This window comes from Sporosarcina sp. PTS2304, assembly GCF_003351785.1.
Lineage (GTDB): Bacteria > Bacillota > Bacilli > Bacillales_A > Planococcaceae > Sporosarcina.
Window position 1 is genome coordinate 1,604,559 of the sequence record NZ_CP031230.1, and the last position, 21,644, is coordinate 1,626,202.

The 21,644-nt window shown below is 41.5% G+C and carries 21 protein-coding genes; 10 read left to right on the forward strand and 11 right to left on the reverse strand.

Annotation, left to right across the window (positions count from 1 at the left end; genetic code table 11):
* Nucleotides 1-10: 10 nt before the first annotated feature.
* Nucleotides 11-1,627 carry a methyl-accepting chemotaxis protein gene (locus tag DV702_RS07535; protein WP_114924221.1) on the reverse strand — a complete coding sequence of 539 codons (1,617 nt, stop codon included), beginning with the start codon at nucleotides 1,625-1,627 and terminating at the stop codon, nucleotides 11-13.
* 83 nt (nucleotides 1,628-1,710) lie between these two features.
* Nucleotides 1,711-2,079 carry a universal stress protein gene (locus tag DV702_RS07540; RefSeq protein ID WP_162805747.1) on the reverse strand — a complete coding sequence of 123 codons (369 nt, stop codon included), beginning with the start codon at nucleotides 2,077-2,079 and terminating at the stop codon, nucleotides 1,711-1,713.
* Between the two features lie 406 nt (nucleotides 2,080-2,485).
* On the opposite strand from DV702_RS07540, the gene DV702_RS07545 reads away from it, so the two are divergent.
* Nucleotides 2,486-2,929, forward strand: coding sequence for a hypothetical protein (locus tag DV702_RS07545; protein WP_114924223.1), 444 nt, complete (start codon nucleotides 2,486-2,488; stop codon nucleotides 2,927-2,929).
* An 891-nt stretch (nucleotides 2,930-3,820) separates the two neighbouring features.
* Here the strand turns inward: DV702_RS07545 and DV702_RS07555 are convergent.
* From DV702_RS07555 to argC, 5 genes are all read right to left on the reverse strand, one after another.
* Nucleotides 3,821-5,362 (reverse strand): S-layer homology domain-containing protein, encoded by a 1,542-nt coding sequence (locus DV702_RS07555; protein WP_114924225.1) that lies wholly within the window; start codon nucleotides 5,360-5,362, stop codon nucleotides 3,821-3,823.
* Nucleotides 5,363-5,515: 153 nt separating this feature from the next.
* Nucleotides 5,516-6,646 carry an acetylornithine transaminase gene (locus tag DV702_RS07560; RefSeq protein WP_114924226.1) on the reverse strand — a complete coding sequence of 377 codons (1,131 nt, stop codon included), beginning with the start codon at nucleotides 6,644-6,646 and terminating at the stop codon, nucleotides 5,516-5,518.
* Nucleotides 6,643-7,422 carry an acetylglutamate kinase gene (argB, locus tag DV702_RS07565; RefSeq protein ID WP_114924227.1) on the reverse strand — a complete coding sequence of 260 codons (780 nt, stop codon included), beginning with the start codon at nucleotides 7,420-7,422 and terminating at the stop codon, nucleotides 6,643-6,645. The genes DV702_RS07560 and argB overlap by 4 nt, the downstream gene beginning before the upstream one ends.
* Nucleotides 7,385-8,608: a bifunctional ornithine acetyltransferase/N-acetylglutamate synthase gene (gene argJ / locus DV702_RS07570; RefSeq protein WP_205407228.1), complete on the reverse strand. Its 1,224-nt coding sequence runs from the start codon at nucleotides 8,606-8,608 to the stop codon at nucleotides 7,385-7,387. Before argJ ends, argB begins: the two co-directional genes overlap by 38 nt.
* Before the next feature lie 40 nt (nucleotides 8,609-8,648).
* The gene (argC, locus tag DV702_RS07575) at nucleotides 8,649-9,683 is read right to left on the reverse strand and encodes an N-acetyl-gamma-glutamyl-phosphate reductase (RefSeq protein ID WP_205407229.1); all 1,035 of its coding nucleotides are present in this window, start codon (nucleotides 9,681-9,683) and stop codon (nucleotides 8,649-8,651) included.
* A gap of 197 nt (nucleotides 9,684-9,880) precedes the next feature.
* On the opposite strand from argC, the gene DV702_RS07580 reads away from it, so the two are divergent.
* Both DV702_RS07580 and brnQ read left to right on the forward strand, forming a co-directional pair.
* Complete coding sequence (locus tag DV702_RS07580) at nucleotides 9,881-10,660, forward strand: enoyl-ACP reductase FabI (RefSeq protein ID WP_114924229.1); 780 nt, start codon at nucleotides 9,881-9,883, stop codon at nucleotides 10,658-10,660.
* 2,263 nt (nucleotides 10,661-12,923) lie between these two features.
* Nucleotides 12,924-14,243 (forward strand): branched-chain amino acid transport system II carrier protein, encoded by a 1,320-nt coding sequence (gene brnQ, locus DV702_RS07585; protein ID WP_114924230.1) that lies wholly within the window; start codon nucleotides 12,924-12,926, stop codon nucleotides 14,241-14,243.
* 72 nt (nucleotides 14,244-14,315) lie between these two features.
* Here the strand turns inward: brnQ and argH are convergent, their stop codons facing one another.
* The gene (gene argH, locus DV702_RS07590; RefSeq protein ID WP_205407230.1) at nucleotides 14,316-15,638 is read right to left on the reverse strand and encodes an argininosuccinate lyase; all 1,323 of its coding nucleotides are present in this window, start codon (nucleotides 15,636-15,638) and stop codon (nucleotides 14,316-14,318) included.
* Nucleotides 15,639-15,943: 305 nt separating this feature from the next.
* On the opposite strand from argH, the gene DV702_RS07595 reads away from it, so the two are divergent.
* The 6 genes from DV702_RS07595 (at nucleotide 15,944) to DV702_RS07615 (ending at nucleotide 19,019) form a co-directional block, all read left to right on the forward strand.
* On the forward strand, nucleotides 15,944-16,876 hold the full coding sequence (locus tag DV702_RS07595) for a cation diffusion facilitator family transporter (protein ID WP_114924231.1): 933 nt from the start codon (nucleotides 15,944-15,946) through the stop codon (nucleotides 16,874-16,876).
* Nucleotides 16,877-16,881: 5 nt separating this feature from the next.
* A complete protein-coding gene (locus tag DV702_RS07600; protein ID WP_114924232.1) occupies nucleotides 16,882-17,334 on the forward strand; it encodes a protoporphyrinogen oxidase in 453 nt (150 codons plus the stop codon).
* Nucleotides 17,334-18,269 (forward strand): TRM11 family SAM-dependent methyltransferase, encoded by a 936-nt coding sequence (locus DV702_RS07605; protein WP_114924233.1) that lies wholly within the window; start codon nucleotides 17,334-17,336, stop codon nucleotides 18,267-18,269. Before DV702_RS07600 ends, DV702_RS07605 begins: the two co-directional genes overlap by 1 nt.
* Before the next feature lie 75 nt (nucleotides 18,270-18,344).
* Nucleotides 18,345-18,584 carry a hypothetical protein gene (locus DV702_RS17095; RefSeq protein WP_240315699.1) on the forward strand — a complete coding sequence of 80 codons (240 nt, stop codon included), beginning with the start codon at nucleotides 18,345-18,347 and terminating at the stop codon, nucleotides 18,582-18,584.
* On the forward strand, nucleotides 18,584-18,799 hold the full coding sequence (locus tag DV702_RS17100) for a GNAT family N-acetyltransferase (protein ID WP_240315728.1): 216 nt from the start codon (nucleotides 18,584-18,586) through the stop codon (nucleotides 18,797-18,799). Before DV702_RS17095 ends, DV702_RS17100 begins: the two co-directional genes overlap by 1 nt.
* 16 nt (nucleotides 18,800-18,815) lie before the next feature.
* Nucleotides 18,816-19,019 (forward strand): hypothetical protein, encoded by a 204-nt coding sequence (locus tag DV702_RS07615; protein ID WP_114924234.1) that lies wholly within the window; start codon nucleotides 18,816-18,818, stop codon nucleotides 19,017-19,019.
* Between the two features lie 63 nt (nucleotides 19,020-19,082).
* Here the strand turns inward: DV702_RS07615 and DV702_RS07620 are convergent, their stop codons facing one another.
* The 3 genes from DV702_RS07620 to DV702_RS07625 form a co-directional block, all read right to left on the reverse strand.
* Nucleotides 19,083-20,450, reverse strand: a complete 1,368-nt coding sequence (locus tag DV702_RS07620; RefSeq protein WP_114924235.1) for a leucyl aminopeptidase family protein — start codon at nucleotides 20,448-20,450, stop codon at nucleotides 19,083-19,085.
* Between the two features lie 45 nt (nucleotides 20,451-20,495).
* Nucleotides 20,496-20,651: a hypothetical protein gene (locus tag DV702_RS17010; RefSeq protein ID WP_205407231.1), complete on the reverse strand. Its 156-nt coding sequence runs from the start codon at nucleotides 20,649-20,651 to the stop codon at nucleotides 20,496-20,498.
* Between the two features lie 107 nt (nucleotides 20,652-20,758).
* On the reverse strand, nucleotides 20,759-20,995 hold the full coding sequence (locus tag DV702_RS07625; protein ID WP_114924236.1) for a hypothetical protein: 237 nt from the start codon (nucleotides 20,993-20,995) through the stop codon (nucleotides 20,759-20,761).
* A 92-nt stretch (nucleotides 20,996-21,087) separates the two neighbouring features.
* Between DV702_RS07625 and DV702_RS07630 the strand changes: the two genes are divergently transcribed.
* A complete protein-coding gene (locus tag DV702_RS07630) occupies nucleotides 21,088-21,534 on the forward strand; it encodes a YaiI/YqxD family protein (RefSeq protein WP_114924237.1) in 447 nt (148 codons plus the stop codon).
* The last annotated feature ends 110 nt before the right edge of the window (nucleotides 21,535-21,644 follow it).

A 21,644-nucleotide genomic window follows, 5' to 3' on the forward strand; every position in this document is an offset into this window, starting at 1 on the left:
TTTTGTGCTGTTAAAATATGAATCGATGGACTATTTTATTAAGCGTAGCGGCTTGGTCTGTCAATCTCACCGCATCACTCGCTAAGTGTTGTATGCTTTCGACTTGCTCATCCATATCAGCCACAGTCTCTGTAACGCTTTCTGTGAAACGTTCCGATATGTTTGTAATTTGTTCAAGTATCTGTTCAATTTGCTCCCCATCTTTAATCATGGCTGCTGCATGGCGGCTATTGCTGCTAACTGCGGCCTTAGTATCTATGACTGCTTCGTTCATCTGATGGATGGATTGCCCTGCAATTTTCACAATTTCTACACCTTCTTGAATCGTGTCAGTGTTTGATTCAACTTGTTGTACAGCAATTTTCACTTCATTATTCGTGTGTTCAAGTGTACGTACGACATCGTTTGCAAAGTTATTCGTTTCTTCTGCCAGTTTACGCACTTCATTCGCTACGACAGAAAATCCACTGCCCGCCTCACCTGCTCGTGCTGCTTCAATGGAGGCGTTAAGTGCCAATAAATTTGTTTGTTCTGCAATTTTTGTAATTAATGATACTTTTTGAATGACTTGATTAATATCATCTGCGACTCGCATAATTTTTTGCGAAGACATATGGACTGCATCATCAATTTGCTGCATTTTCAACTCTGATTCTTCAATCGCTGCGGTTCCTTCTGCAGCAGCTACAGATGCATTTTCTGAGGTTGACAATGTTTGTTGAATACGTTCTTCCATTTCACGAATTCCTTGCATCATCGTCTGCACCATAGCGTTTGCCGACTGCAACGAGGAAAGTTGTTGTTCTGTGCCACTTTGAAAATTTTGCATTGTCACACCATATTCAGTAAAAACGTTTGATAAACGCTTCGCTTCTTCCGCTTGATCTTCGCTTATTTGATCCACAACACTCGACGACTGATCTAGTTCTTTTACGATATTTTTTGTGCCAATGACAATTTTATTAATTTCAAAACCAATTTGATTAAATTCTGAGCGAGAACGTTCGGTTACTTCCGCTGTCAAATTACCAGCGGATATTCTACGGGTAACTCTACGCCATGAACGGATTCCTCTCATAACTATACGGTAAAATGTGCCGATTGATATAGCAGATAGAATTAGTGAAACGAGAGATAATACGACTGCTTGATTAACTGGTAAATTGAATAAAAAAGCGAGCCAGGCCATCACCAATCCCGGTAAAATAATAGCAGCTGTCATGCCAATGTATATATTTTTTTGATGTTTAATCCGGCCTAAACGCAGAGTAAAGCGCTTACTATTTCTTTTCATAATAGGCGCAGAGGCATCGATTATTTGCTCTCCGGATTGTCGCTCATAGAGTTGGAGTAGTGGTTGATCAGTGTTCGCTGCTTGCAAACCGATCGGATCGGAAAATACGGTACCTTCCCAAAGCCGATTAGTATGAATATAACTACGTCCGGTCTCATCCACAATAACGAAATACTCATCGTCTTGAAGTTCATCGTCTAATATTTGATGTAATCGCTTGTAATTATTATGGAAAGATTGTTCATTTTCCACCAGGGACTGAATACGTTTTGTTACTTCCTCGACTTTCGTAAGCGCGCTTCTTGCAGACGGTGTCCGTAAGAGTTTCTCCATTGACGTTCCCCCATTCAGTGCTTATATCCTATACAGAGACTATATCACATACTATGATAAAGGTCACAATTGTTTTACGTTCTTTATTGTGCATGTTCGGGTATTAATAGAACTGGACATTTCGCCAACTGAACTACGTGCTTGCTGACACTGCCTATAGCTTCAGCTTTCCCTTTCCCTATAGCCATCGTGATATAGCGGATTTCTTTGTCGTTTGACTCCGCAATAATTTCCATGGCAGGTATTCCGATACGGACTTTTGCAGAGTATTTTACGTCTTGTCCTTGGAGCATAAATCCTCCTTTTTTTATAGTCGGCAGTCCTAGTTCTTGGAGCGACGGCTGGATGTTTAAGAGTACAATTTCATCATTGAATAGTTTTGCGAGCTCAATGGCATGGTGGATTACTTTGAATCCAGCATTTGATCCGTCTAAAGGTACGATAATTTTCATTGTCATGTCTCCCTAATTTATATAGTTATTTACACAGCTTTTTTCTGACTGACTTGGTAGGTTACTTTAATTGTACAACATGAGCTTGTATCATTACATACCCTTGTTGTGTGGGTTTTCTAACGTAGAAAAACACATTGGCGTTTAAACGTGAATCGACATTGTTTTGGATTCTAGAGTTAGTGAGGGTTCAGCTTTCTGTAGTCGCTTCGGCTAATCACGCAGTGACTTCAGTGAACCGATCATCTTCTAAATTCAGAAACGTCACCAACTATTCTTGCACTCCCCCAGCCTATTCAAACTACATATATTAGGAAACATGCGTACTTGCATGTTATTTGATTTGAACTTTATAGTATTCTATACTGTGTACACAAAGAAATACTAACTAGAGGAGTGACATATAATGAAGAAATGGTGGATTGTACCGGCAGCAGCAATATTTCTTGCGGCTTGCGGTAACGATAATGCAACTAAACCAACAGAAGACGATGATATTTCGGTGGACATGATCGAACCCGAAGAGCAACCTGAAGAACAAATGGAGGCTACAGAAGAACCTGCATCTACCGTTGAAGAGGAGGCAACAGACGAGGAAACCACTGAAGCACAACCTACACCATCTGTTGACGAATTGTCGACGTACGAAGAATCAGCTGTATTAGCAGAACACATACCAGTAGATACGCTAAAATCACATGTAGAGACTGACAATCCCGGCACTCGAGTCATCTTATTCGAAGATGAAAGTGGAAAAAAAGTATACAAAAGCGTTTTCGTTAAGCATGACCAACACGTAAAGATTATTGATTTAAACGATGATATCTTAGTATATGAAGGTCACCTATAAAAACTAAACAAAGAGGCTGTCCAGGAAGTCAGTATCGTCTGATTTTATGTGGCGGTTTCTTTCTTGTTCGAAAGGCTTATTTGTCATTTTGCATAGGGTAGTTATATATGCTGATGGTTTGTGAAGGTTTGAGACTGAGCGGTTGTGAGAGATATAAGGGATGTCGTTACGTTGCGTTTCAGCCGGACGCGTTCAGAAGGGTTCGCGGTGAACCAACCAGTCGCTTTGCTCCTTTGGTTGTTTCGCTTGTCGACCTGATCCTTCCTGAGTCGCCGGCTTGCACTACACCGCACTCTTCAGCTTTCTTTAGGAGAGAGATTGTAACCTCTGGATTGTTAGTTCTAGATGGTTGGGATTCAACGGATTAGTGATGGGAGACGTTAGGTATTTCGTTACGTTGCGGGTTACGCCTGTCAATGCAAAATATGCTCCTTCTCGCTGCGCTCCACTCGCAAAAGCCGGACTTAGTATGTGCAAAACAGGTTGATAACTCTTTGTATGTGGTGAAAATTACGTAGGCTTGCTTGATACGATGTGTTCATTTTTAAAGGTTGTAAGAAGCATTGTACAGGAGAAGTAACTTACCCTCCCTCAATTTCTGGACGAACCCAAACTGACATGCGGATACAACCTCAAGGATTCTCCCGGAAGAACCGGCGACTCCTGGAGGATCAAGGTGACAGGCATAATCGCCAACGCACTTCAGGCGAGTCCGCCCCGCTCCCTCAGGAAAGCGTCCGATTTCTCTCGGGAGAATCCTAACACGTACACTCATTTTCTGCCCGTCAAAGGAGAAGTAACTTACCCTCCCTCAATATCTGGACGGACCTTTGTTTTATAATAGATTGCTCGATAGTAACGTGCAAATGTATCGTACTTCCCTACTCTCAATCAGTTAAGGAATCTTCTAGCCCCTGCATATTCTGTGTTATAAGGTTCTGTTGTCATTGGAATAATTTCAACGGTGCGCTTCGGATTAGGCGCGTGGATCATTTGACCTTTGCCAACGTACATTCCTACATGATGGACAGTTCCTTTTCCTTTATTGTACGCAAAGAATAGTAAATCACCTGGCCGTAAATCATTTTTTACTACTTTGATGCCTGAAGTAGCTTGCACGGATGCATCGCGTGGCAAGTCAATGCCGTGGTGGCGATAGACAGAATATGTGAAACCTGAACAATCTAGTCCAAATCCTGAAGTACCCGCCCAAAGATAAGACAGACCATCGAAGATTTTTGCAGTTTCAAGTATTTCATGAGTGGTTGGTTTTTTAATGCCTTTTTTGAAATCAACACGTTTCGCTACAGATTTATCAATATATTTCACACCGTCTGATGGAGTTTGTACTGCGAAACGGCCTGCCTTTTCTCCTACAATCGGTAATGTCGTATTGAAACTGATCGTGCGAAACAGCTTTTCACCTTTCGGATCATTTGTCAGTTTAGCAGTTCTTTCCGTTATCATCGCATTGTCGCACGTTGTATAGTTTGGATAAACAGTAGTTAAATGATTTTTCGGCAACCAGCCAGGATAGCCTTCTTTATGTTTCGGTGAATGTTGATCGATTACGGCTACTTGAACCCATTCGCCTGCTGTCTGTAATATCTTTACCGTTTGGCCATAGAGCGCTTGTGTCTCAAGCTTGCCAACTAGCCATTGCTTTTCTTTTACGTTCATTACAGCTATCCATTTCGTAATATCCGGAGTTTTTGCTGTTGAAAAGGCATCTACCGTTCTTTGAAGTCCCGGCTGTTTCCATAAGGTTGTAACAGGTACATTGACAACCTGCTGCGCTTGGTTATCTCCTATATAACATGCTGGTGTTTCTCTAAAATCCGATTCCAGAATACGTGCGAGAAATGTTGCGAAATGTCCTCTCGTTAAGGAGGCATTGGGTTTAAATGTATTGTCCAAATAGCCCGTTGTAATAGATCGGACAGCTAATGTCTGAATATCTTGTAATGCCCAATAAGATGCGGGTACATCGCGGAATCGGTAAGTGGATGTGCCTGTTAAATCGAATGCCCGAACAAAGACTGCAGCCATTTGTCCACGTTTTAAATAACTGTTTGGAAGAAATTCTTTATTGGCATTTCCCATAAAGATCCCTTCATCGACCATAGTTGCGATTAGCGAGTAGTGAGGATGGGAAGTCTTAACGTCTGCCAGTTTAGCATCTGGTCTATTAGTCATAGGCAACTTCAAAGCGCGCTGGATCATTTCTGAGGCTTCTAAACGAGTAATCGGCTCATTCACTCGAAACTTTTCATTTTTTTTCTCAGAAATAATTCCTTTTTGCACTAAGTACCGTATTTCAGCAGCTGACGTATGCTCATCGCTGACGTCTTGAAATACAGCTGCGGATGAATGACTTGGCCATACAGCCATAACAAATAGGATAGCCCATACTAGACTAAATACTTTTTTCATCTATAAAACACTTCCATTCTATTAAATTTCCTTAGACCCACTATACCCTTTAGTATGATTCATTGTATAGAAGCAAAAAAAGAATTCTCTTGAAATAAGAGAATTCTTTCTTACTGAATAGCAGCTCACAGTCTGCTTTAATTCAAGTCTTTATCAAAGTAAGATTTTTTTTAGTATAGCTACTGCTTGATCAATCTCATCGGTTGAAACGGTCAGTGGAGGCAATAGTCGGATAACATTTGTCCCAGCTGGCACTACTAATAAGCCTTGCTGTTCTGCTTCTTGAATGATCGGACCGACTTGTTCATTTGTATGAATCCCTACTAATAGACCGTTACCACGAAGTGAAAATTTATCGGCAGGCAAAACTTCTTGGAGTTGTGCTTTTAAATAAGCTGATTGTTTTTGCACATTTTCTAAAAAATCCGCTTCAAATATATGGTCAATTACTGTTTGCGCCACAGCAACCGCAAGTGGATTTCCACCGAATGTTGTACCGTGAGAACCAGGTCCAAATGTTTCAAATAATCCTTCACCCGCGAGGATCGCCCCAATTGGAAAGCCCCCACCCAAACCTTTAGCTAATGAAATAATATCTGGTTTTAATACTGTTTGCTCGTAAGCATAGCGCGTTCCTGTTCGACCAATGCCTGTTTGTACTTCGTCAATTATTAGTAAAATACCGAATTGTTGACAGACATCCATTACGGTCTGTGCAAATGCAGGCTCAATAGAATTCACTCCACCTTCTGCCTGAATCACTTCTAGCATAATTGCTGCAACATTTTCATTAGCAGCATTTTTTAATGCATCGATGTCATTAAAAGGTAAAGCTTCGAAACTTTGAAGCATTGGACCGAATCCTTCTTGAATCTTCTCTTGCCCTGTCGCCGCCATTGCCCCGAATGTTCTACCGTGAAAAGATTGCTTGAATGTTAAGATGTGGTGTTTACCTGAATGTTTTCTTGCCAGTTTAATAGCTGCCTCATTTGCTTCGGCACCACTATTACAAAATAGTGCATAGGCAAGATCAGTGTTTTTCGTTAACGATTCAGCTAATTTCTCTTGTTCAGGACTTGCGAATAAATTTGAGACATGCCACAGTTTTTCACTTTGCTGCTGTAACGCACTGACGATAGCAGGATGTGCATGACCTAAACTAACAACTGCTATACCACTCGTAAAGTCCAAGTAGTCTTTGCCTGAATCGTCTGTTACGATCGTACCTTGTCCTTTGACAAGGTGAATTGCACGTCTCGCATAGTTGTTAAACAAAGAAGTCACACGATTGCCCCCTCATTGGTAATAACTGTTCCAGTAAGTTGCTGACCGACAATTTGTACAGAAGGAATACCCGCTTTCAAACAATCGATAGCCGCTTGTACTTTAGGAATCATTCCACCATAAATATCTTCCGTTTCAATCCAATGATTAATGTCAGTTGTTACGACTTGTGCTTGTGGAACATCTTTTATTTTAATTCCTGGTGTATCCGTTACAAGAAGTAGACTTTCCGCTGCTACAGCTAATGCAATATGACTCGCTACTGTATCAGCGTTGACATTTAGTGGTTCGCCTTCTATTGTCGCACCAATACAAGAGACTACTGGTATGATATTTGCATCCAGCAATGTGTCAAGAATGTCTGTTTGAACATGCGTAATTTCACCTACATAGCCATATGTTTCAAAATCTAATAGATCACAAGTAAATAGGTTGGCATCAAATCCACTAAGACCGATCGTTTTTACGCCTTCACGATTAAATCGATGAACGAGCGAAGGATTGACTTGACCAATTAAAATAGATTGAACTACACTAATAGCTTCAGCAGACGTAACGCGAAATCCATTGACTACAGATGAAGTAATCCCACGGTCTGCTAATTCCTGATTAATATTCGGACCTCCGCCATGAACAATGATTAATTGAACACCTTGTTGTTGCAATTCTTTTACCCGATTAAAAAATGATTCACTTAATTCGTCAAGCATACTGCCGCCTAGTTTGATTACCTGCCGTTTACGTACGGTAGGTTGCATTGATTTGGACGTAGTCATAAGTCAGATCGCACCCCCATGCTGTTCCTTTACCAGTTCCCTGATTGAGTTCAACTAAAAACTTCACTTCATGTTGTTTTAAATAGATTAGTAATTTCTCTTCTGAAAACGGAATTGGTTCCCCTGCATCCACGACGAGCGTATTACCAATATAGATTTTGATAGCCTCAGGATCGATTGTTGCCCCGCTATATCCTACAGCTGCGATGATTCTCCCCCAGTTCGCATCACATCCAAATACAGCTGTTTTTACAAGTGGTGATCCAACGACAGATTTAGCAATTTTACGTGCTTCTTCGTTCGAAACTGCACCTGTTACTGTCGTTTCGATTAATTTTGTAGCGCCTTCACCATCTTTTGCGATCATTTTCGCCAAGTCTTGTGCTACCGCATGCAATGAATTAACGAAAGACTGCCAATCCGGATGATCAGGAGTTAACGTTTTGTTTCCTGCTAAACCATTTGCCATTACGAGTACCATGTCGTTAGTAGATGTATCACCATCCACTGTAATGGAGTTAAATGTCACATCTGTAATTCCCTTTAATGCTTGTTGTAAATGCTCAGATTCAATATTTGCATCTGTCGTTATAAATCCAAGCATTGTCGCCATGTTCGGCTCGATCATACCTGAACCTTTTGCAACTCCTGCAATGACTACTTCACGATCATCCACGACTGTAGCATACGCTGTATTTTTTGTCACAGTATCTGTCGTCAAGATCGCTTGCGAGAATTGGATGGAACCTTCTAATGTGTCCATTGGCTTTAGTTTTTGAATACCTGTAAGCAAAGGCTCCATTTTCATCTGTTCCCCAATGACTCCTGTTGAAGCGACACCTACGAGACTTTGATCAATTCCTAAATGGTCTGCTGTCTTTTGTTGCATAGTAAACGCGTCTTCCATACCTTGCTTCCCTGTACATGCATTGGCATTCCCGGAGTTAATAATGATTGCTTGCATCTTCTTTGTTTCATAGACTACTTTTTTCGTGACACTAAGCGGAGCCGCCTGGATCGCATTCGTTGTGAAGACACCCGCAACACTTGCCGGCACTTCGCTGACTAATAAAGCCAGATCATTCTTCTTATGTTTTAGTCCGCAGTGAATGCCGACCGCCTTAAAACCTTTTGGTGAGATAATATTTTTACGCGAGATGCGCTTCATGCTTTCGATGGTTTCCATAATAGTGCTCCCCTCAATTCTTGTATGCTCTGCTAGTAGATTAGATGAATAACGGAATATTTGCAATACCAGTCGTTTCATCCAAACCATATTGAATATTCATATTTTGTATCGCTTGTCCGGCTGCCCCTTTTACTACATTGTCAATAACAGAAACAATCGTGGCCCGATTCGTTCTTGGATCTACTTTGACATGAATGTCGCAATAATTAGAGCCGTAGACTTGTTTCGTACCCATTTTTTGCACATCTGTTACGACACGTACAAATGGGTGGTCTTTATACGTTTCTTTCAGACAATTTACTAGCTGTTGTTCTGTTATCTGACCATTTACTTTTGCGTAACTAGTAGCCATGATTCCTCTCGTCATCGGCACAAGATGTGTAGTAAACGTAATCGGCTCTGCATGGTTCGCAAACATGTTCATCGCCTGTTCAATTTCAGGTATATGCTGGTGTTGGTGTATTTTATAAATAGAGAAATTTTCATTCGTCTCACTGAAATGCGTTGCTTGGCTCGGTTTATTTCCCGCTCCCGATATACCGCTTTTCGCATCGATCACTAGCTGACTGCCATCAATCAACTGGTTCCTCAGTAGTGGCAACAACGATAGTAAGACTGCAGTTGGATAACAGCCTGGATTTGCAATGAATTCAGCTTCTTGAATTTGTTTTTTATTCCATTCTGGCAATCCATAGACACTTTTCTCAAGATATTGTGCAGCGGGTGCATCCTTTTGATACCACTGCTCATATATGGAAGGATCTTTTAATCTAAAGTCTCCCGCAAGGTCTATCAATTTAGGTCCCGTCCCCACTAGCGGAGGAAGCAACGAAGTAGTTACACCTGCCGGGGTGCTAAAAAACACTGTATCTAGTGAACTTATATGTTCTTCTGCTATTTCATACATCGATTGATCGTGAATATTCACGAGATGCGGATATTTTTCCGAAAAAATAGTTCCCACTTCAGAGGATGTGAATAAATCAATTTGTTTAATTTCCGGGTGGTTATGCAACAATCGAATTAACTCAAGGCCACCATACCCGGACGCTCCTACGATTCCAACCTTCAACGTCATCACCTCATTATTCATTAGTGATAAGTATACTTATGTATAATTATAAAGTCAACTGTATTTTTATTTATTAACAGTCTATTCATACAAGATCCCTTTCTCTATAGAAAAGCTACATATTCGATCACACAATATGGTACTATTATGAAGAGTCATACATGAAAAAGTATCTTATTGAATATCAGGAGGCTATTATGGTAGATTTATTGAAATTATCAGGTAAAAATATCGTGATTATGGGTGTCGCGAATGAACGTAGTATTGGATGGGGCGTTGCCAAAGCATTATTTTCTGTAGGAGCAAATGTGATTTTTACGTATCGGAAAGATCGTTCTCGTGAAAAATTGGAAAAAGCGTTAAATAAAAACGAATTACAGGCTACGCAAATCGTACAGTGTGATGTCAATAGTGATGAAAGTATCGCGCAGGCATTTAAAGAGATTGGTGAGCAAGTCGGTGTCATTCATGGAGTAGTCCACTCTATCGCCTTCGCTCATCAACAAGATTTGCATAACCCGTTTGTTGAAACGACTCGTGAAGGGTATGCGTTTGCCCAAGATTCTAGTTCGTATTCATTAATTGCAGCAGCTCGTGAAGCACGTCATTATATGACCGAGGGCGGCGCAATTATTACGATGAGTTATTTAGGCGCTGAACGTGTGCTGGAAGGTTATAACGTGATGGGGGTTGCAAAGGCTGCGCTTGAGGCATCTGTACGCTACTTGGCTTCTGAGCTGGGTGAACAAAATATTCGCGTCAATGCTATTTCTGCTGGCGCAGTGCGAACGCTGTCTGCAAAAGGAGTTCCTTCATTTAATACGATTTTAAGTAAAATTGAAGAGCGTGCACCATTAAAGCGTAACGTGACACCTGATGAAGTGTCTGATATGACGGTTGCGATGTTGAGTAGTTTGTCTAGCGGTGTGACAGGTGAAGTGATTTACGTCGATGCTGGTTATCATATTATGGGATAACTGGTTGATTTATACTGTTCAGGAGGCCGGCTGAGATGGTCTTTTGAACAGTTTTTTGTTTGGTAGGAGTTATTTGGTTACTTTGTTGTGTTGGGACGCTACGCGACGCGACTTTGTTTGGGGTTCTAGATTTAGTGAGGGTTCTGCTTTCTGTTGCCGCTCGGACGCGTGGGGGATTGCCTTTCGCTAGTATAGACAGGTTAATTGTCGTAGTTTCTTTACTTTTTGAAAGCAGTTTGTGTTGGGACGTGACGCGACTCTTTTTTCGGTTCTGGAGTTGGTGAGGGTTCAGCTTTCGGTAGTCGCTCAGGCGCGTGGGGGATTGCCTTTCGCTATGAGCCAGCTAGCAGGAAAGCGCTGCTAGTTGTCTCATAGCTTCGGCTGACCCCGCAGTTGCTTCTTCGCTAGTGCGGATGGGTTATAAAGTGTTGTAACCATATTAAGTAAAAAGATAGTTATCGGCTACAGTGAACTACGATTTGTACCTGCTCTTACTAAACGAAGGCGCCTTACAAGCGGTAGGCGAAGCAAAGAGACAGAGAGGCGATCTTCCACTCTGGCTCTTTGCGGGAGCCATCCGCCAGCGCCGCAGTGACTACCATGAACCAATCACCTTCAACATTCAGAAACGACACCACGTAGTCCTACACTAGCCCAAATCTCTCACAAACTACAACGAACTACGATTTATACCTACCCTCACTAAACGAAGGCGCCTCGCAAGTGGTAGGCGAAGCGACGAGACAGAGAGGCGATCTTCCACTCTGGCTCTTTGCGGGAGCCATCCGCCAGCGCCGCAGTGACTACAACGAACCAATCACCTTCAACATTCAGAAACGACACTAAGTAGTCCTGCACTAGCCCAAATCTCTCACAAACTACAACGAACTACGATTTGTACCTACCCTCACTAAACGAAGGCGCCTCGCAAGTGGTAGGAGAAGCGACGAGACAGAGAGGCGATCTTCCACTCTGGCTCTTTGCGGGAGCCATCCGCCAGCACCGCAGTGACTACAACGAACCAATCACCTTCAACATTCAGAAACGACACTAAGTAGTCCTGCACTAGCCCAAATCTCTCACAAACTACAACGAACTACGATTTGTACCTACCCTCACTAAACGAAGGCGCCTCGCAAGCGGTAGGCGAAGCAAAGAGACAGAGAGGCGATCTTCCACTCTGGCTCTTTGCGGGAGCCATCCGCCAGCACCGCAGTGACTACAACGAACCAATCACCTTCAACATTCAGAAACGACACTAAGTAGTCCTGCACTAGCCCAAATCTCTCACAAACTACAACGAACTACGATTTATACCTACCCTCACTAAACGAAGGCGCCTCGCAAGTGGTAGGAGAAGCGACGAGACAGAGAGGCGATCTTCCACTCTGGCTCTTTGCGGGAGCCATCCGCCAGCGCCGCAGTGACTACAACGAACCAATCACCTTCAACATTCAGAAACGACACTAAGTAGTCCTGCACTAGCCCAAATCTCTCACAAACTACAACGAACTACGATTTGTACCTACCCTCACTAAACGAAGGCGCCTCGCAAGTGGTAGGAGAAGCGACGAGACAGAGAGGCGATCTTCCACTCTGGCTCTTTGCGGGAGCCATCCGCCAGCGCCGCAGTGACTACAACGAACCAATCACCTTCAACATTCAGAAACGACACTAAGTAGTCCTGCACTAGCCCAAATCTCTCACAAACTACAACGAACTACGATTTGTACCTACCCTCACTAAACGAAGGCGCCTCGCAAGCGGTAGGCGAAGCAAAGAGACAGAGAGGCGATCTTCCACTCTGGCTCTTTGCGGGAGCCATCCGCCAGCACCGCAGTGACTACAACGAACCAATCACCTTCAACATTCAGAAACGACACTAAGTAGTCCTGCACTAGCCCAAATCTCTCACAAACTACAACGAACTACGATTTGTACCTACCCTCACTAAACGAAGGCGCCTCGCAAGCGGTAGGCGAAGCAAAGAGACAGAGAGGCGATCTTCCACTCTGGCTCTTTGCGGGAGCCATCCGCCAGCACCGCAGTGACTAAAATGAATCGATCACCTTCAACATTCAGAAACGGTTCCAGGTAGTCTTGCACTATCCCACTCTTCCTCGCTAAGAACATATCCATATAAACTTGACAGAACATTATTACTTATCATATAGTATTACGGCAACACTATGCTTGGTAGCTAGATATATTGCAAGTTATCAAAATACATACACTTCTTAGAGTACTTCAGGAGGCCTTTTACATGAATAGATTTACCAAATTCGACACGCTAAAATTAGGGCTTACTATGTTTGCCCTATTTTTCGGTGCGGGTAACATGATCTTCCCTCCATTACTTGGACAACTGGCAGGTGTCGAGACATGGATCACCCTTGTCGGATTTTTGATTACCGGTGTCGGATTACCTTACCTCGGCGTGATTGCAGTAACGATGAGTGGTGTGCAGCTAAATGATTTGGCCGGAAAAGCCTCTCCTTTATTCGCAATGATTTTTCCACTAATCGTTTATTTGGCGATCGGACCTTTCTTCGGCCTGCCACGGACAGCGACTGTGGCTTATGAAATTGCTGTATCGCCTTTTGTGTCTAGCTCTCTTCAAACACTAGTGCTTGCTATTTTCTCAGTGCTTTTCTTTAGCATCACTGTGTGGCTTTCATTGAAACCGAATAAAATTGTAGATCGCTTTGGCAGCATCTTAACACCAGTTTTGCTTGCAATCGTAACACTATTTATCGTCATCGGATTGATAAACCCTATAGGTGAGGCTGGCCCTCCACTTGAACCGTTTACGGAAAACTTTTTTGCCAAAGGGTTTATTGAAGGGTATGGCACGATGGATGCAATTGCTGCATTAGTATTCGCGATTATCGTCATCAATGCTGTGAAGTTAAAAGGAATTACTGATAAAAAAGAAATTACGTCTATTACAGTGAAAGCAGGATCAATTGCAGTAATTGGATTAAGCGCAGTATATGCAGGACTCGCATACTTAGGTTCGACAAGCCGCGCAGTAGCAGAAGGTTCGACGAATGGCGGAGTTATTTTAGCAAAGCTTGCATATGCCCTATTAGGTAATAGCGGCTTGTATTTACTCGGTATAGCTGTAACGCTCGCGTGTTTGACAACCGCCATTGGATTGACTTCGGCCAGTGCTACATATTTAACTACAATCGTTCCGAAAATTTCTTATAAACTATTTGTATTGATCATTTGTACATTTACAACGATTATTTCAAATGTTGGACTGACAAAGTTACTTGCGATTATGCTCCCTGTATTGGTTGGAGTCTACCCATTAGCCATTGTGTTAATTTCGTTCAGCTTATTCCACCGTCTGTTTAAAGGCTATCATGAAGTCTATATATACGGTTTAAGTGCTGCAGGACTTATTGGTTTTTTCGATATGCTGAAGGCGTTTAACGTTGATCTGGGACCGGTTACAGATATCTTGGAGTTCTTTCCCTTATACGAACAAGGTATTGGCTGGGCTGTACCAGCACTCGTATTTGGTTTTATTGGATTTACCGTAGCATCAGTACAGGGAAAACCTCGTGTACAATGAAATATAAAAAAGCCTGCAAACAATATGCAGGCTTTTTCGTATAATTCGAAGTGAAAAAATATGTGGTCGAGCTTACTTTTTCATTAAACCTTTATTTCCTTTTGTAATAATCGCTTCGTAATCAATATAGTCGTAAATATCATTTGCAATCGAACTACTGAAATTTTGAAGTTCTTCAACTGTTAAATCTTCAATTGCACGATTTTCTTTTTCACAATAAATGATGATTTTCCCTACAATCTCATGCGCATCTCGGAATGGTGTGCCTTTAGCTACGAGATAGTCCGCTACTTCTGTCGCATTCAGAAAACCACCTTTAATTGCAGCTTTCATTTGATCAGCATTGACTGTTAACGTATCAATCATTTTAGACATTATTTCCAGGCAATCTAGGACGGTATCAAGACCGTTGAAAAATTGCTCTTTGTCTTCTTGCATATCTTTGTTGTATGTAAGAGGCAGTCCTTTAAGTGTCGTTAATAAAGCGAATAAAGAACCATACACACGACCTGTTTTTCCTCTAATCAACTCCGCAGCGTCAGGATTTTTCTTCTGTGGCATAATACTGCTGCCTGTAGAATAAGCATCCGAAATTGTTACAAAACGAAATTCCTGGCTACTCCATAAAATTAATTCTTCACTTAAACGACTCATATGCATCATGATCAACGAAAAATCCGACAGTAACTCGAGTAAATAGTCACGATCACTCACACCATCGAGAAAATTATCTACCGGCTTATCAAAACCGAGCAGTGCTGTCGTAACTTCGCGTTCAATAGCATGAGTCGTTCCAGCTAACGCACCGCATCCAAGCGGATTTTCATTCAGAATTTCAACAGCATGCTGAACGCGCTTTTTATCACGCATGAACATTTGAGCATAGGCTCCTAAATGATGACCAAAAGTAACAACTTGCGCACGTTGCAGATGGGTATAGCCCGGCATGATGACATTATTCGCTTTCCCCTTCGCTTCTAAAGAGTCAATCAACGTCTGTAACGCATCCATGACGACAGCTGCCTGGTTTCTTGCATATTGTCTCATATCAACAGCAACCTGGTCATTACGACTACGTGCAGTATGTAGCTTCTTGCCTGTTTCTCCTACTCGTTTTGTCAAATTCATTTCGACGAATGAATGAATATCTTCATAATTTCCTTCTATTTTCAAGTCGCCAGTCTCGATATCCGCTAAAATAGACTGGAGTCCATTAACTAATGTTTCTCCTTCTTCTGGAGTTAATAAATCACAATGAACTTGCATCGTTACATGCGCAATACTTCCGGCAATATCTTCACGGAATAAACGATAATCCACTGGAAGAGAACTATTGAACTTCTCCATGATTTCATCTGCTTTACTGCTAAAACGTCCACCCCAAAGTTTCATCATTCATCCAACCTCTCGAACTGTATTTTTACTCGTCACTATGCATAAATTTAGCGTCATTCTTTTTTCGCAACGACTCTATTCTTATATTTTGACACAGTTTTTCTAAATTTTCTACTTTGAGAAACAGGGTATCTAGTTGCATCATTGTTCTATTCATGGGATACTATATACATTACAAATGAATGAGTGATGACCATGAGAAACTTTGTCACGACCCAACCATTAAAAAATTTCCAAACCTTGCCTGCAACTGGCGAGGTTTTTTTGTTGCTTAAAGGAAACACTAGTAGAGGAGGAAAAATTTTATGACAACACGTACTCAAAATCACTCAAAATCTTCTATCGTTGCGATTTGGATTAGTTTAGTAAGCAACGTCGTATTAACTGTAGTAAAACTAATCGTTGGTTTCTTTTTTCGAAGTCCCGTCTTACTGGCAGACGGTTTTCACAATGCGGGAGATGTTGTTGCTTCTGCTGCTGCGTTAACTTCCATGCAAATTTCTAAACGTCCAGCCGATGACGATCACCCGTATGGACATGGGAAAGCAGAAGTGATCGGCTCGAGCATCGTAGCAATCATTTTAGGTTTAGCTTCTATTTACATCGCGTTTGAGGCAGTAATGGCTTTATTTGAAGACCCGGCTACTGCCAGTAAAATTGCTTTACTCACTGCGGTCGTCTCTCTTATTTGGAAGTATGTATTATATATCTATACGATGCGTGTGGGTAAAAGAGAAAACAGCAAAGGATTGATTGCGACAGCCTATGATCATTTAGCTGATGTCTACGCTTCGCTTGCAGCTGTAGTCGGTATTGGACTTGCGTTAATCGGTGATGCGTTCATGATCCCTATGCTCGCTTACGGCGATCCAATTGCGGGTATTATCGTTTCTATTCTTGTATTCCGTATCGCAATGGAAATCGGCAAAGAAAGTATTGATATTCTAATGGAGAAAAGTGTCAGCGAAGAGAGGCTTGCTACATTTGAAAAGACTATACGGTCGCTTCCTGAAGTTAAACGAATCGATCGTTTGCGCGCGCGTGAGCATGGTCACTATGTGTTAGTCGATATTCGCATCGGCGTGTCTGGTAATTTAACCATTCAGGAAGGACATATGATCTCCAGTAAATTACGGAATTTATTAATGGAAGAAAACGAAGATGTGGACGAAGTGTTAATTCATTTAAATCCGTGGTATCCAGAAAAACAATCCGGTATACTTACTAACGAGGAGTGAATGATATGAAGCCATTAACAATTGAAGCGTTAGAAATCTGCTTAAAGGAAACAGAAGATACGATCCGCACAGCAGATGATCATTTTTTACAGCAACCCATTTCGTATTTACAATCAAATATAGCTGAATTTTTCTTTGTAGATTCTCCTGATTTTGATCATATTCATGTGGATTCCCTAGCATTGGAAGTCGATGATATATTCAAAACATATATGGTCTTGTTTGGTCTACAAGGTAAGAAAAAAGAAGGCGATGTTATTCGTCAATTCATTGAGGAAAAAGTTCAGAATCAATTGCTCGGACTAAGCATTTCATTTTCTGATAACGAAGGCTTTTGGGAAATCAATATGCCACTAGATTCGATTGAAGGTTTTGAAGAAACTATGCCGATTCAGGACGTTTTGCAGTTACTTAACGGGATACTTGGCGACCTTGATGAATTGAGAGCAAGCAAGTAATGACTACTTCATTTATCTATACGTATATCCGGCATCGTGATGAACAGGAACTATGCCGGATGGAAATGCGCGCTTTTTTCGGTAAAGATGTAGAGGATAATGTCATTCAAAGTGAAATAGCGGTTAATCCTTCGCGAAGTCCTTTCATGAAAGCCCGTTTAGAAGTGTGGCTTCATGCGGATAATTTAGAGTCATTAGCTCAGCAAGCCACTCAACTAGAAGTAGCAAAATCATTTAAGACAGTATGCTTGAATGAGATGGATTTAGCGGATACTCCCAAAATCATTCATGCTCAAAGACGTGATATCGAGCGTACAGTAGGTTTGAATATTTCAGGTGAACCCGAATTAGATTACCCCGAACTACTCATCGGCATTGTCCAATTAGATGATCAGTGGTATGCAGGTGAATTAATCGAGAGTTCATCGGATTGGCATGCGCATCAGCAGAAGCCACATATGTACTCTACTGCGCTCGGAACTCGTTTAGCAAGAGCAGCTGTCAATATTGCAGTGCCGCATCCTGAAGGCATCCGCGTCATCGATCCGTGCTGTGGAATTGGCACGGTGCTTGTTGAAGCATTGTCGATGGGCATTCCTATTGAAGGACGCGACATCAATCCTTTAGTCGTCAACGGTTCTAGAAAAAATATTGCTTATTTTGAATTACAAGGTAGTGTGGAAGTTGGACCTATTGCGGAAGTGGATGAATTATATGATGTAGCGATTATTGATATGCCATATAATTTATTTACACATATTACGGCAGAAGGTCAGCTGGATATTTTGAAAGAAGCGAGACGCTTTGCGAAGAGCTGTTTAATTGTTACGATTGAGAATATGGATGATATGCTTGAAGTAGCGGGTTGGGTAATTGCCGATCGCTGTCTTGCGCGGAAAGGTACATTTTCGCGGGAAGTGGTTTTATGTACATAAATGAAGGACGAGTCGAAGTATATCTTCCGCTCGTCTTTTTTATAAAAGAAATCATCTACAGAAGAGTGGAACCCATTGATCAAAAAACTAGATATCACAAAGAAAGCGACTACTGATAGCGTATTACAGATTCAGTTACTTTCCTATCAGGTAGAAGCAAAAATTATTGAATTCGATGATATCCCGCCGTTAAAAGACACTATTGAAACATTGTCTTCATGCGGTGAAACATTCTTCGGCTATTATGTTCAGGAAGAATTAAGCGGTGTGATATCTTATAAACTTGATGAACATACAACGATATTCACCGGTTGATGATTCATCCAACCTATTTCCGAAAAGGAATTGCGGAGCAGTTACTATGTTTCATTGAAGAATATGAATATACCGCAAAAAAAGTAATAGTTTCTACTGGCTCAAAAAACTTTCCTGCAATACATCTCTATAAAAAGTGTGAATATTTTAAAAAAGGGGAAAGACAAGTAACAGAACGTCTTACTTTAACAGTATTCGAGAAAGTCTTACGCTAAGAAAGGAGAGTTACCTATGTTTATTAGTCTAATGAAATTATCTAGTATTCTTTATCTATGGACTTGGTTCATCTGGCCTTTCGTATTTGTCATTTCTCTCATTTACGCAATCAAAGCCTTAGTGAAAGAAGAACCAACCTTCATGAAACCCGCCATCATCGCTTCCGTATCCCTCTTACTCATTCTCGCTGGAATCGCTTCACCGTCGCTATATTTATAATCACAAGTCAGTATCTACACGAAAAAAAGACCGCCACATGTAAATGGACGGTCTTTCACCATTTTATTTAGTTAACGAAGTCGTATAATCTGCAAGCAATCGAGCGCCATAGCCTGTTGCGGATTTCGTATAATATCCTTTAGGCTTCTGCTTATCCATAACGCCTGCCATATCGACATGTAGCCAGTTCGTCTTCGGTGCAAATTTACGCAAGAATAATCCTGCAGTAATTGAACCTGCTACAGACAACGAACTGATATTATTACAATCCGCATAGGCACTGTCTAATGATTCTTCATAAGCATCCACTAAAGGAAGTGGCCAGATAAAGTCACCGTTTTGATCGCCGATTTTCTTCATTTTGTACGCCAGTTCTTCGTCACCGAAAACGCCACCCATTTCTGTACCTAGTGCCGCAACGACTGCACCTGTTAATGTAGCGATATCCACCGTATAGTCTGCGCCCAGTTCCTCCGCACGAATCAATCCATCCGCTAAGATCAAACGACCTTCTGCGTCTGTATTCCCGACTTGTACACTGATGCCATTCTTAAATTGAATCACTTCACCTGGCATAACAGCGTCTGGTCCTGGTGTATTTTCAACCATTGGAATTAGTACAACGACATTCACTTTTGCATCAGAATGCGCTAGAAGTGATAACGCACCGCTGACAGCCGCTGAACCACCCATATCCATACGCATATCACTGTCGTCACGTCCACCTTTCAAGCTAATACCACCTGAATCATAAGTTACGCCTTTACCAACAAGTGCCACTAACGGCTTCGATGCATCTGTCTGCAACGTCATCTCAACGAATGAAGGCTCATACTTACTACCGCGACAAACAGTTAATACACCATTCATCTGTCGCTCTTCAATTTCTTTCTTACCTAGTACATCAATCTTCACTTTCGTACCTTTAAAGTGTTCTTTCAAGACTTCTGGATATGTCTCTGGATTTAGAACATCAGATAATTCATTCATCAAGTCACGTGAAAATGCCATCGCTGCTGCGCGTACTTCTCCAATTTTCACCAACGCTGAATCTGCTCCACTAACGGTTAATTTCGTTACCGGATTTGCTTTTTTAGATTGATAACGATCGAAATTATACGCTCCGAGATGCCAACCTTCCACGAATGCAGTAACCGCTTCGTCAGCGTCAGACCATTTCTCCGCTAATACATCTGCTTGAATCGTTGCAGTCTGTACTTTTTGTGCAGCTAGATTACGGGATACTTCTCCCGCGATACTACGGATATCCTCTAGTGATTTCCACTTCTTATCTTTTAAAACGACTACTTGTTTATCTTCTAGTACGAGTGAACAATATCCGCCTGTTTGATTCTCGACGAATTGTTTCACCAATTGATTTTTTGTCACTTGGCCAGCAGTTGCCAATAAAATTTCTGTATGGATTTGCATTTTTTTATTAACCCCTCTCACTATTTCGGTTTCCTAAATAGTTTATCACTTTTTAGCTGATAGCGCTAAGAAGAGGGTAGCAAATGGACCAATAAATAGGGAAAGTATGAACCAATTCAAACCACTACGGTTTTTACCTTGCGCAAGTACAGCGTTGATTAAGGCTAGTGTTCCCCAGCCTACGAAATACCCTTCATTCAACTTTAATCACTCCAATAATTAGTATGCCTTTTATACGTTTCAAGAGTGTATGATGTTTCATTTTCACACACAAAAAGGAACATCCAATAGATGCTCCTTTCTTTACATTAACTATTAATCGATGTCGGTGCGTTGTCATCTGTAGCATTGTCATAATTCTGATCGCCGACTTTTGCGCGAATTTCTTCTTCTGTTAAAGGTGGCGGGATTTCATGTTCTGCTAATGCACGTGTTTCTGGTGGAACTTCAACATTTTCCATGGCCGCATTGCGTGCATCCATTTCCCGTCCGTATTGTTCACGTTGTTGTGCAGTAGTTCTTTCATCTTTTGGCAAATCAGCCATTCAGCGTCACCTCAATTTACTGTTTTCACTTATGTTACCCGATATTTGTTATACTAAAACGTATGAATGGAAATAGAGAGGTGAAAAATTTTATGACAACAATTTTGGTTGATGCAGATGGTTGTTCTGTAATTAACGAAACTATTGCGATTGCTAAAGAATACCGGTTTCCCTGTATATTACTTTGTGATACAGCACATGAAATGCACCGCGATGGGGCAGAAACGATTACTGTATCAAAAGGTGCAGATGCAGTCGATTTCGTGTTAGTCAATCGCATAAAAAAAGGTGATATTATCGTAACCCAAGATTATGGACTAGCCGCCATGGCTTTAGCAAAACAAGGATTTCCGCTCGATCAAAACGGCAGATGGTTCACAAATGAAAATATCGATCAGTTGTTAGCAGCACGTCATAAAGCGCAGAAAATCCGTCGTGCAGGCGGAAGATTACGAGGTCCGAAAAAGCGAACGACAGAGCAAACAGAAGCTTTTGTAGTAAGTTTACGAAAATTATGCGACACGGTACCCACCATTTAAAAGTAGCTGTCCAATATGGCGTTTGTATAAACTGAGCAGAGAAAAACGACTCGTTTTCCTTTGCTCAGTTTTGTTTTATAATTCGTTGCCTTAGAAAGCAGACAGTATTT

What these genes read in the sequence shown, in the direction of transcription:
- argJ (WP_205407228.1), bottom strand. Translation starts at nt 8,608, where the DNA reads ATGGAAACCATCGAAAGCATGAAGCGCATCTCGCGTAAAAATATTATC.
- DV702_RS07555 (WP_114924225.1), bottom strand. Translation starts at nt 5,362, where the DNA reads ATGAAAAAAGTATTTAGTCTAGTATGGGCTATCCTATTTGTTATGGCT.
- brnQ (WP_114924230.1), top strand. Translation starts at nt 12,924, where the DNA reads ATGAATAGATTTACCAAATTCGACACGCTAAAATTAGGGCTTACTATG.
- DV702_RS07545 (WP_114924223.1), top strand. Translation starts at nt 2,486, where the DNA reads ATGAAGAAATGGTGGATTGTACCGGCAGCAGCAATATTTCTTGCGGCT.
- DV702_RS07625 (WP_114924236.1), bottom strand. Translation starts at nt 20,995, where the DNA reads ATGGCTGATTTGCCAAAAGATGAAAGAACTACTGCACAACAACGTGAA.
- DV702_RS07605 (WP_114924233.1), top strand. Translation starts at nt 17,334, where the DNA reads ATGACTACTTCATTTATCTATACGTATATCCGGCATCGTGATGAACAG.
- argH (WP_205407230.1), bottom strand. Translation starts at nt 15,638, where the DNA reads ATGATGAAACTTTGGGGTGGACGTTTTAGCAGTAAAGCAGATGAAATC.
- argB (WP_114924227.1), bottom strand. Translation starts at nt 7,422, where the DNA reads ATGACTACGTCCAAATCAATGCAACCTACCGTACGTAAACGGCAGGTA.
- DV702_RS07620 (WP_114924235.1), bottom strand. Translation starts at nt 20,450, where the DNA reads ATGCAAATCCATACAGAAATTTTATTGGCAACTGCTGGCCAAGTGACA.
- DV702_RS07600 (WP_114924232.1), top strand. Translation starts at nt 16,882, where the DNA reads ATGAAGCCATTAACAATTGAAGCGTTAGAAATCTGCTTAAAGGAAACA.
- DV702_RS17100 (WP_240315728.1), top strand. Translation starts at nt 18,584, where the DNA reads ATGATTCATCCAACCTATTTCCGAAAAGGAATTGCGGAGCAGTTACTA.
- DV702_RS07595 (WP_114924231.1), top strand. Translation starts at nt 15,944, where the DNA reads ATGACAACACGTACTCAAAATCACTCAAAATCTTCTATCGTTGCGATT.
- DV702_RS07580 (WP_114924229.1), top strand. Translation starts at nt 9,881, where the DNA reads ATGGTAGATTTATTGAAATTATCAGGTAAAAATATCGTGATTATGGGT.
- DV702_RS07540 (WP_162805747.1), bottom strand. Translation starts at nt 2,079, where the DNA reads ATGAAAATTATCGTACCTTTAGACGGATCAAATGCTGGATTCAAAGTA.
- DV702_RS07615 (WP_114924234.1), top strand. Translation starts at nt 18,816, where the DNA reads ATGTTTATTAGTCTAATGAAATTATCTAGTATTCTTTATCTATGGACT.
- DV702_RS07535 (WP_114924221.1), bottom strand. Translation starts at nt 1,627, where the DNA reads ATGGAGAAACTCTTACGGACACCGTCTGCAAGAAGCGCGCTTACGAAA.
- DV702_RS07630 (WP_114924237.1), top strand. Translation starts at nt 21,088, where the DNA reads ATGACAACAATTTTGGTTGATGCAGATGGTTGTTCTGTAATTAACGAA.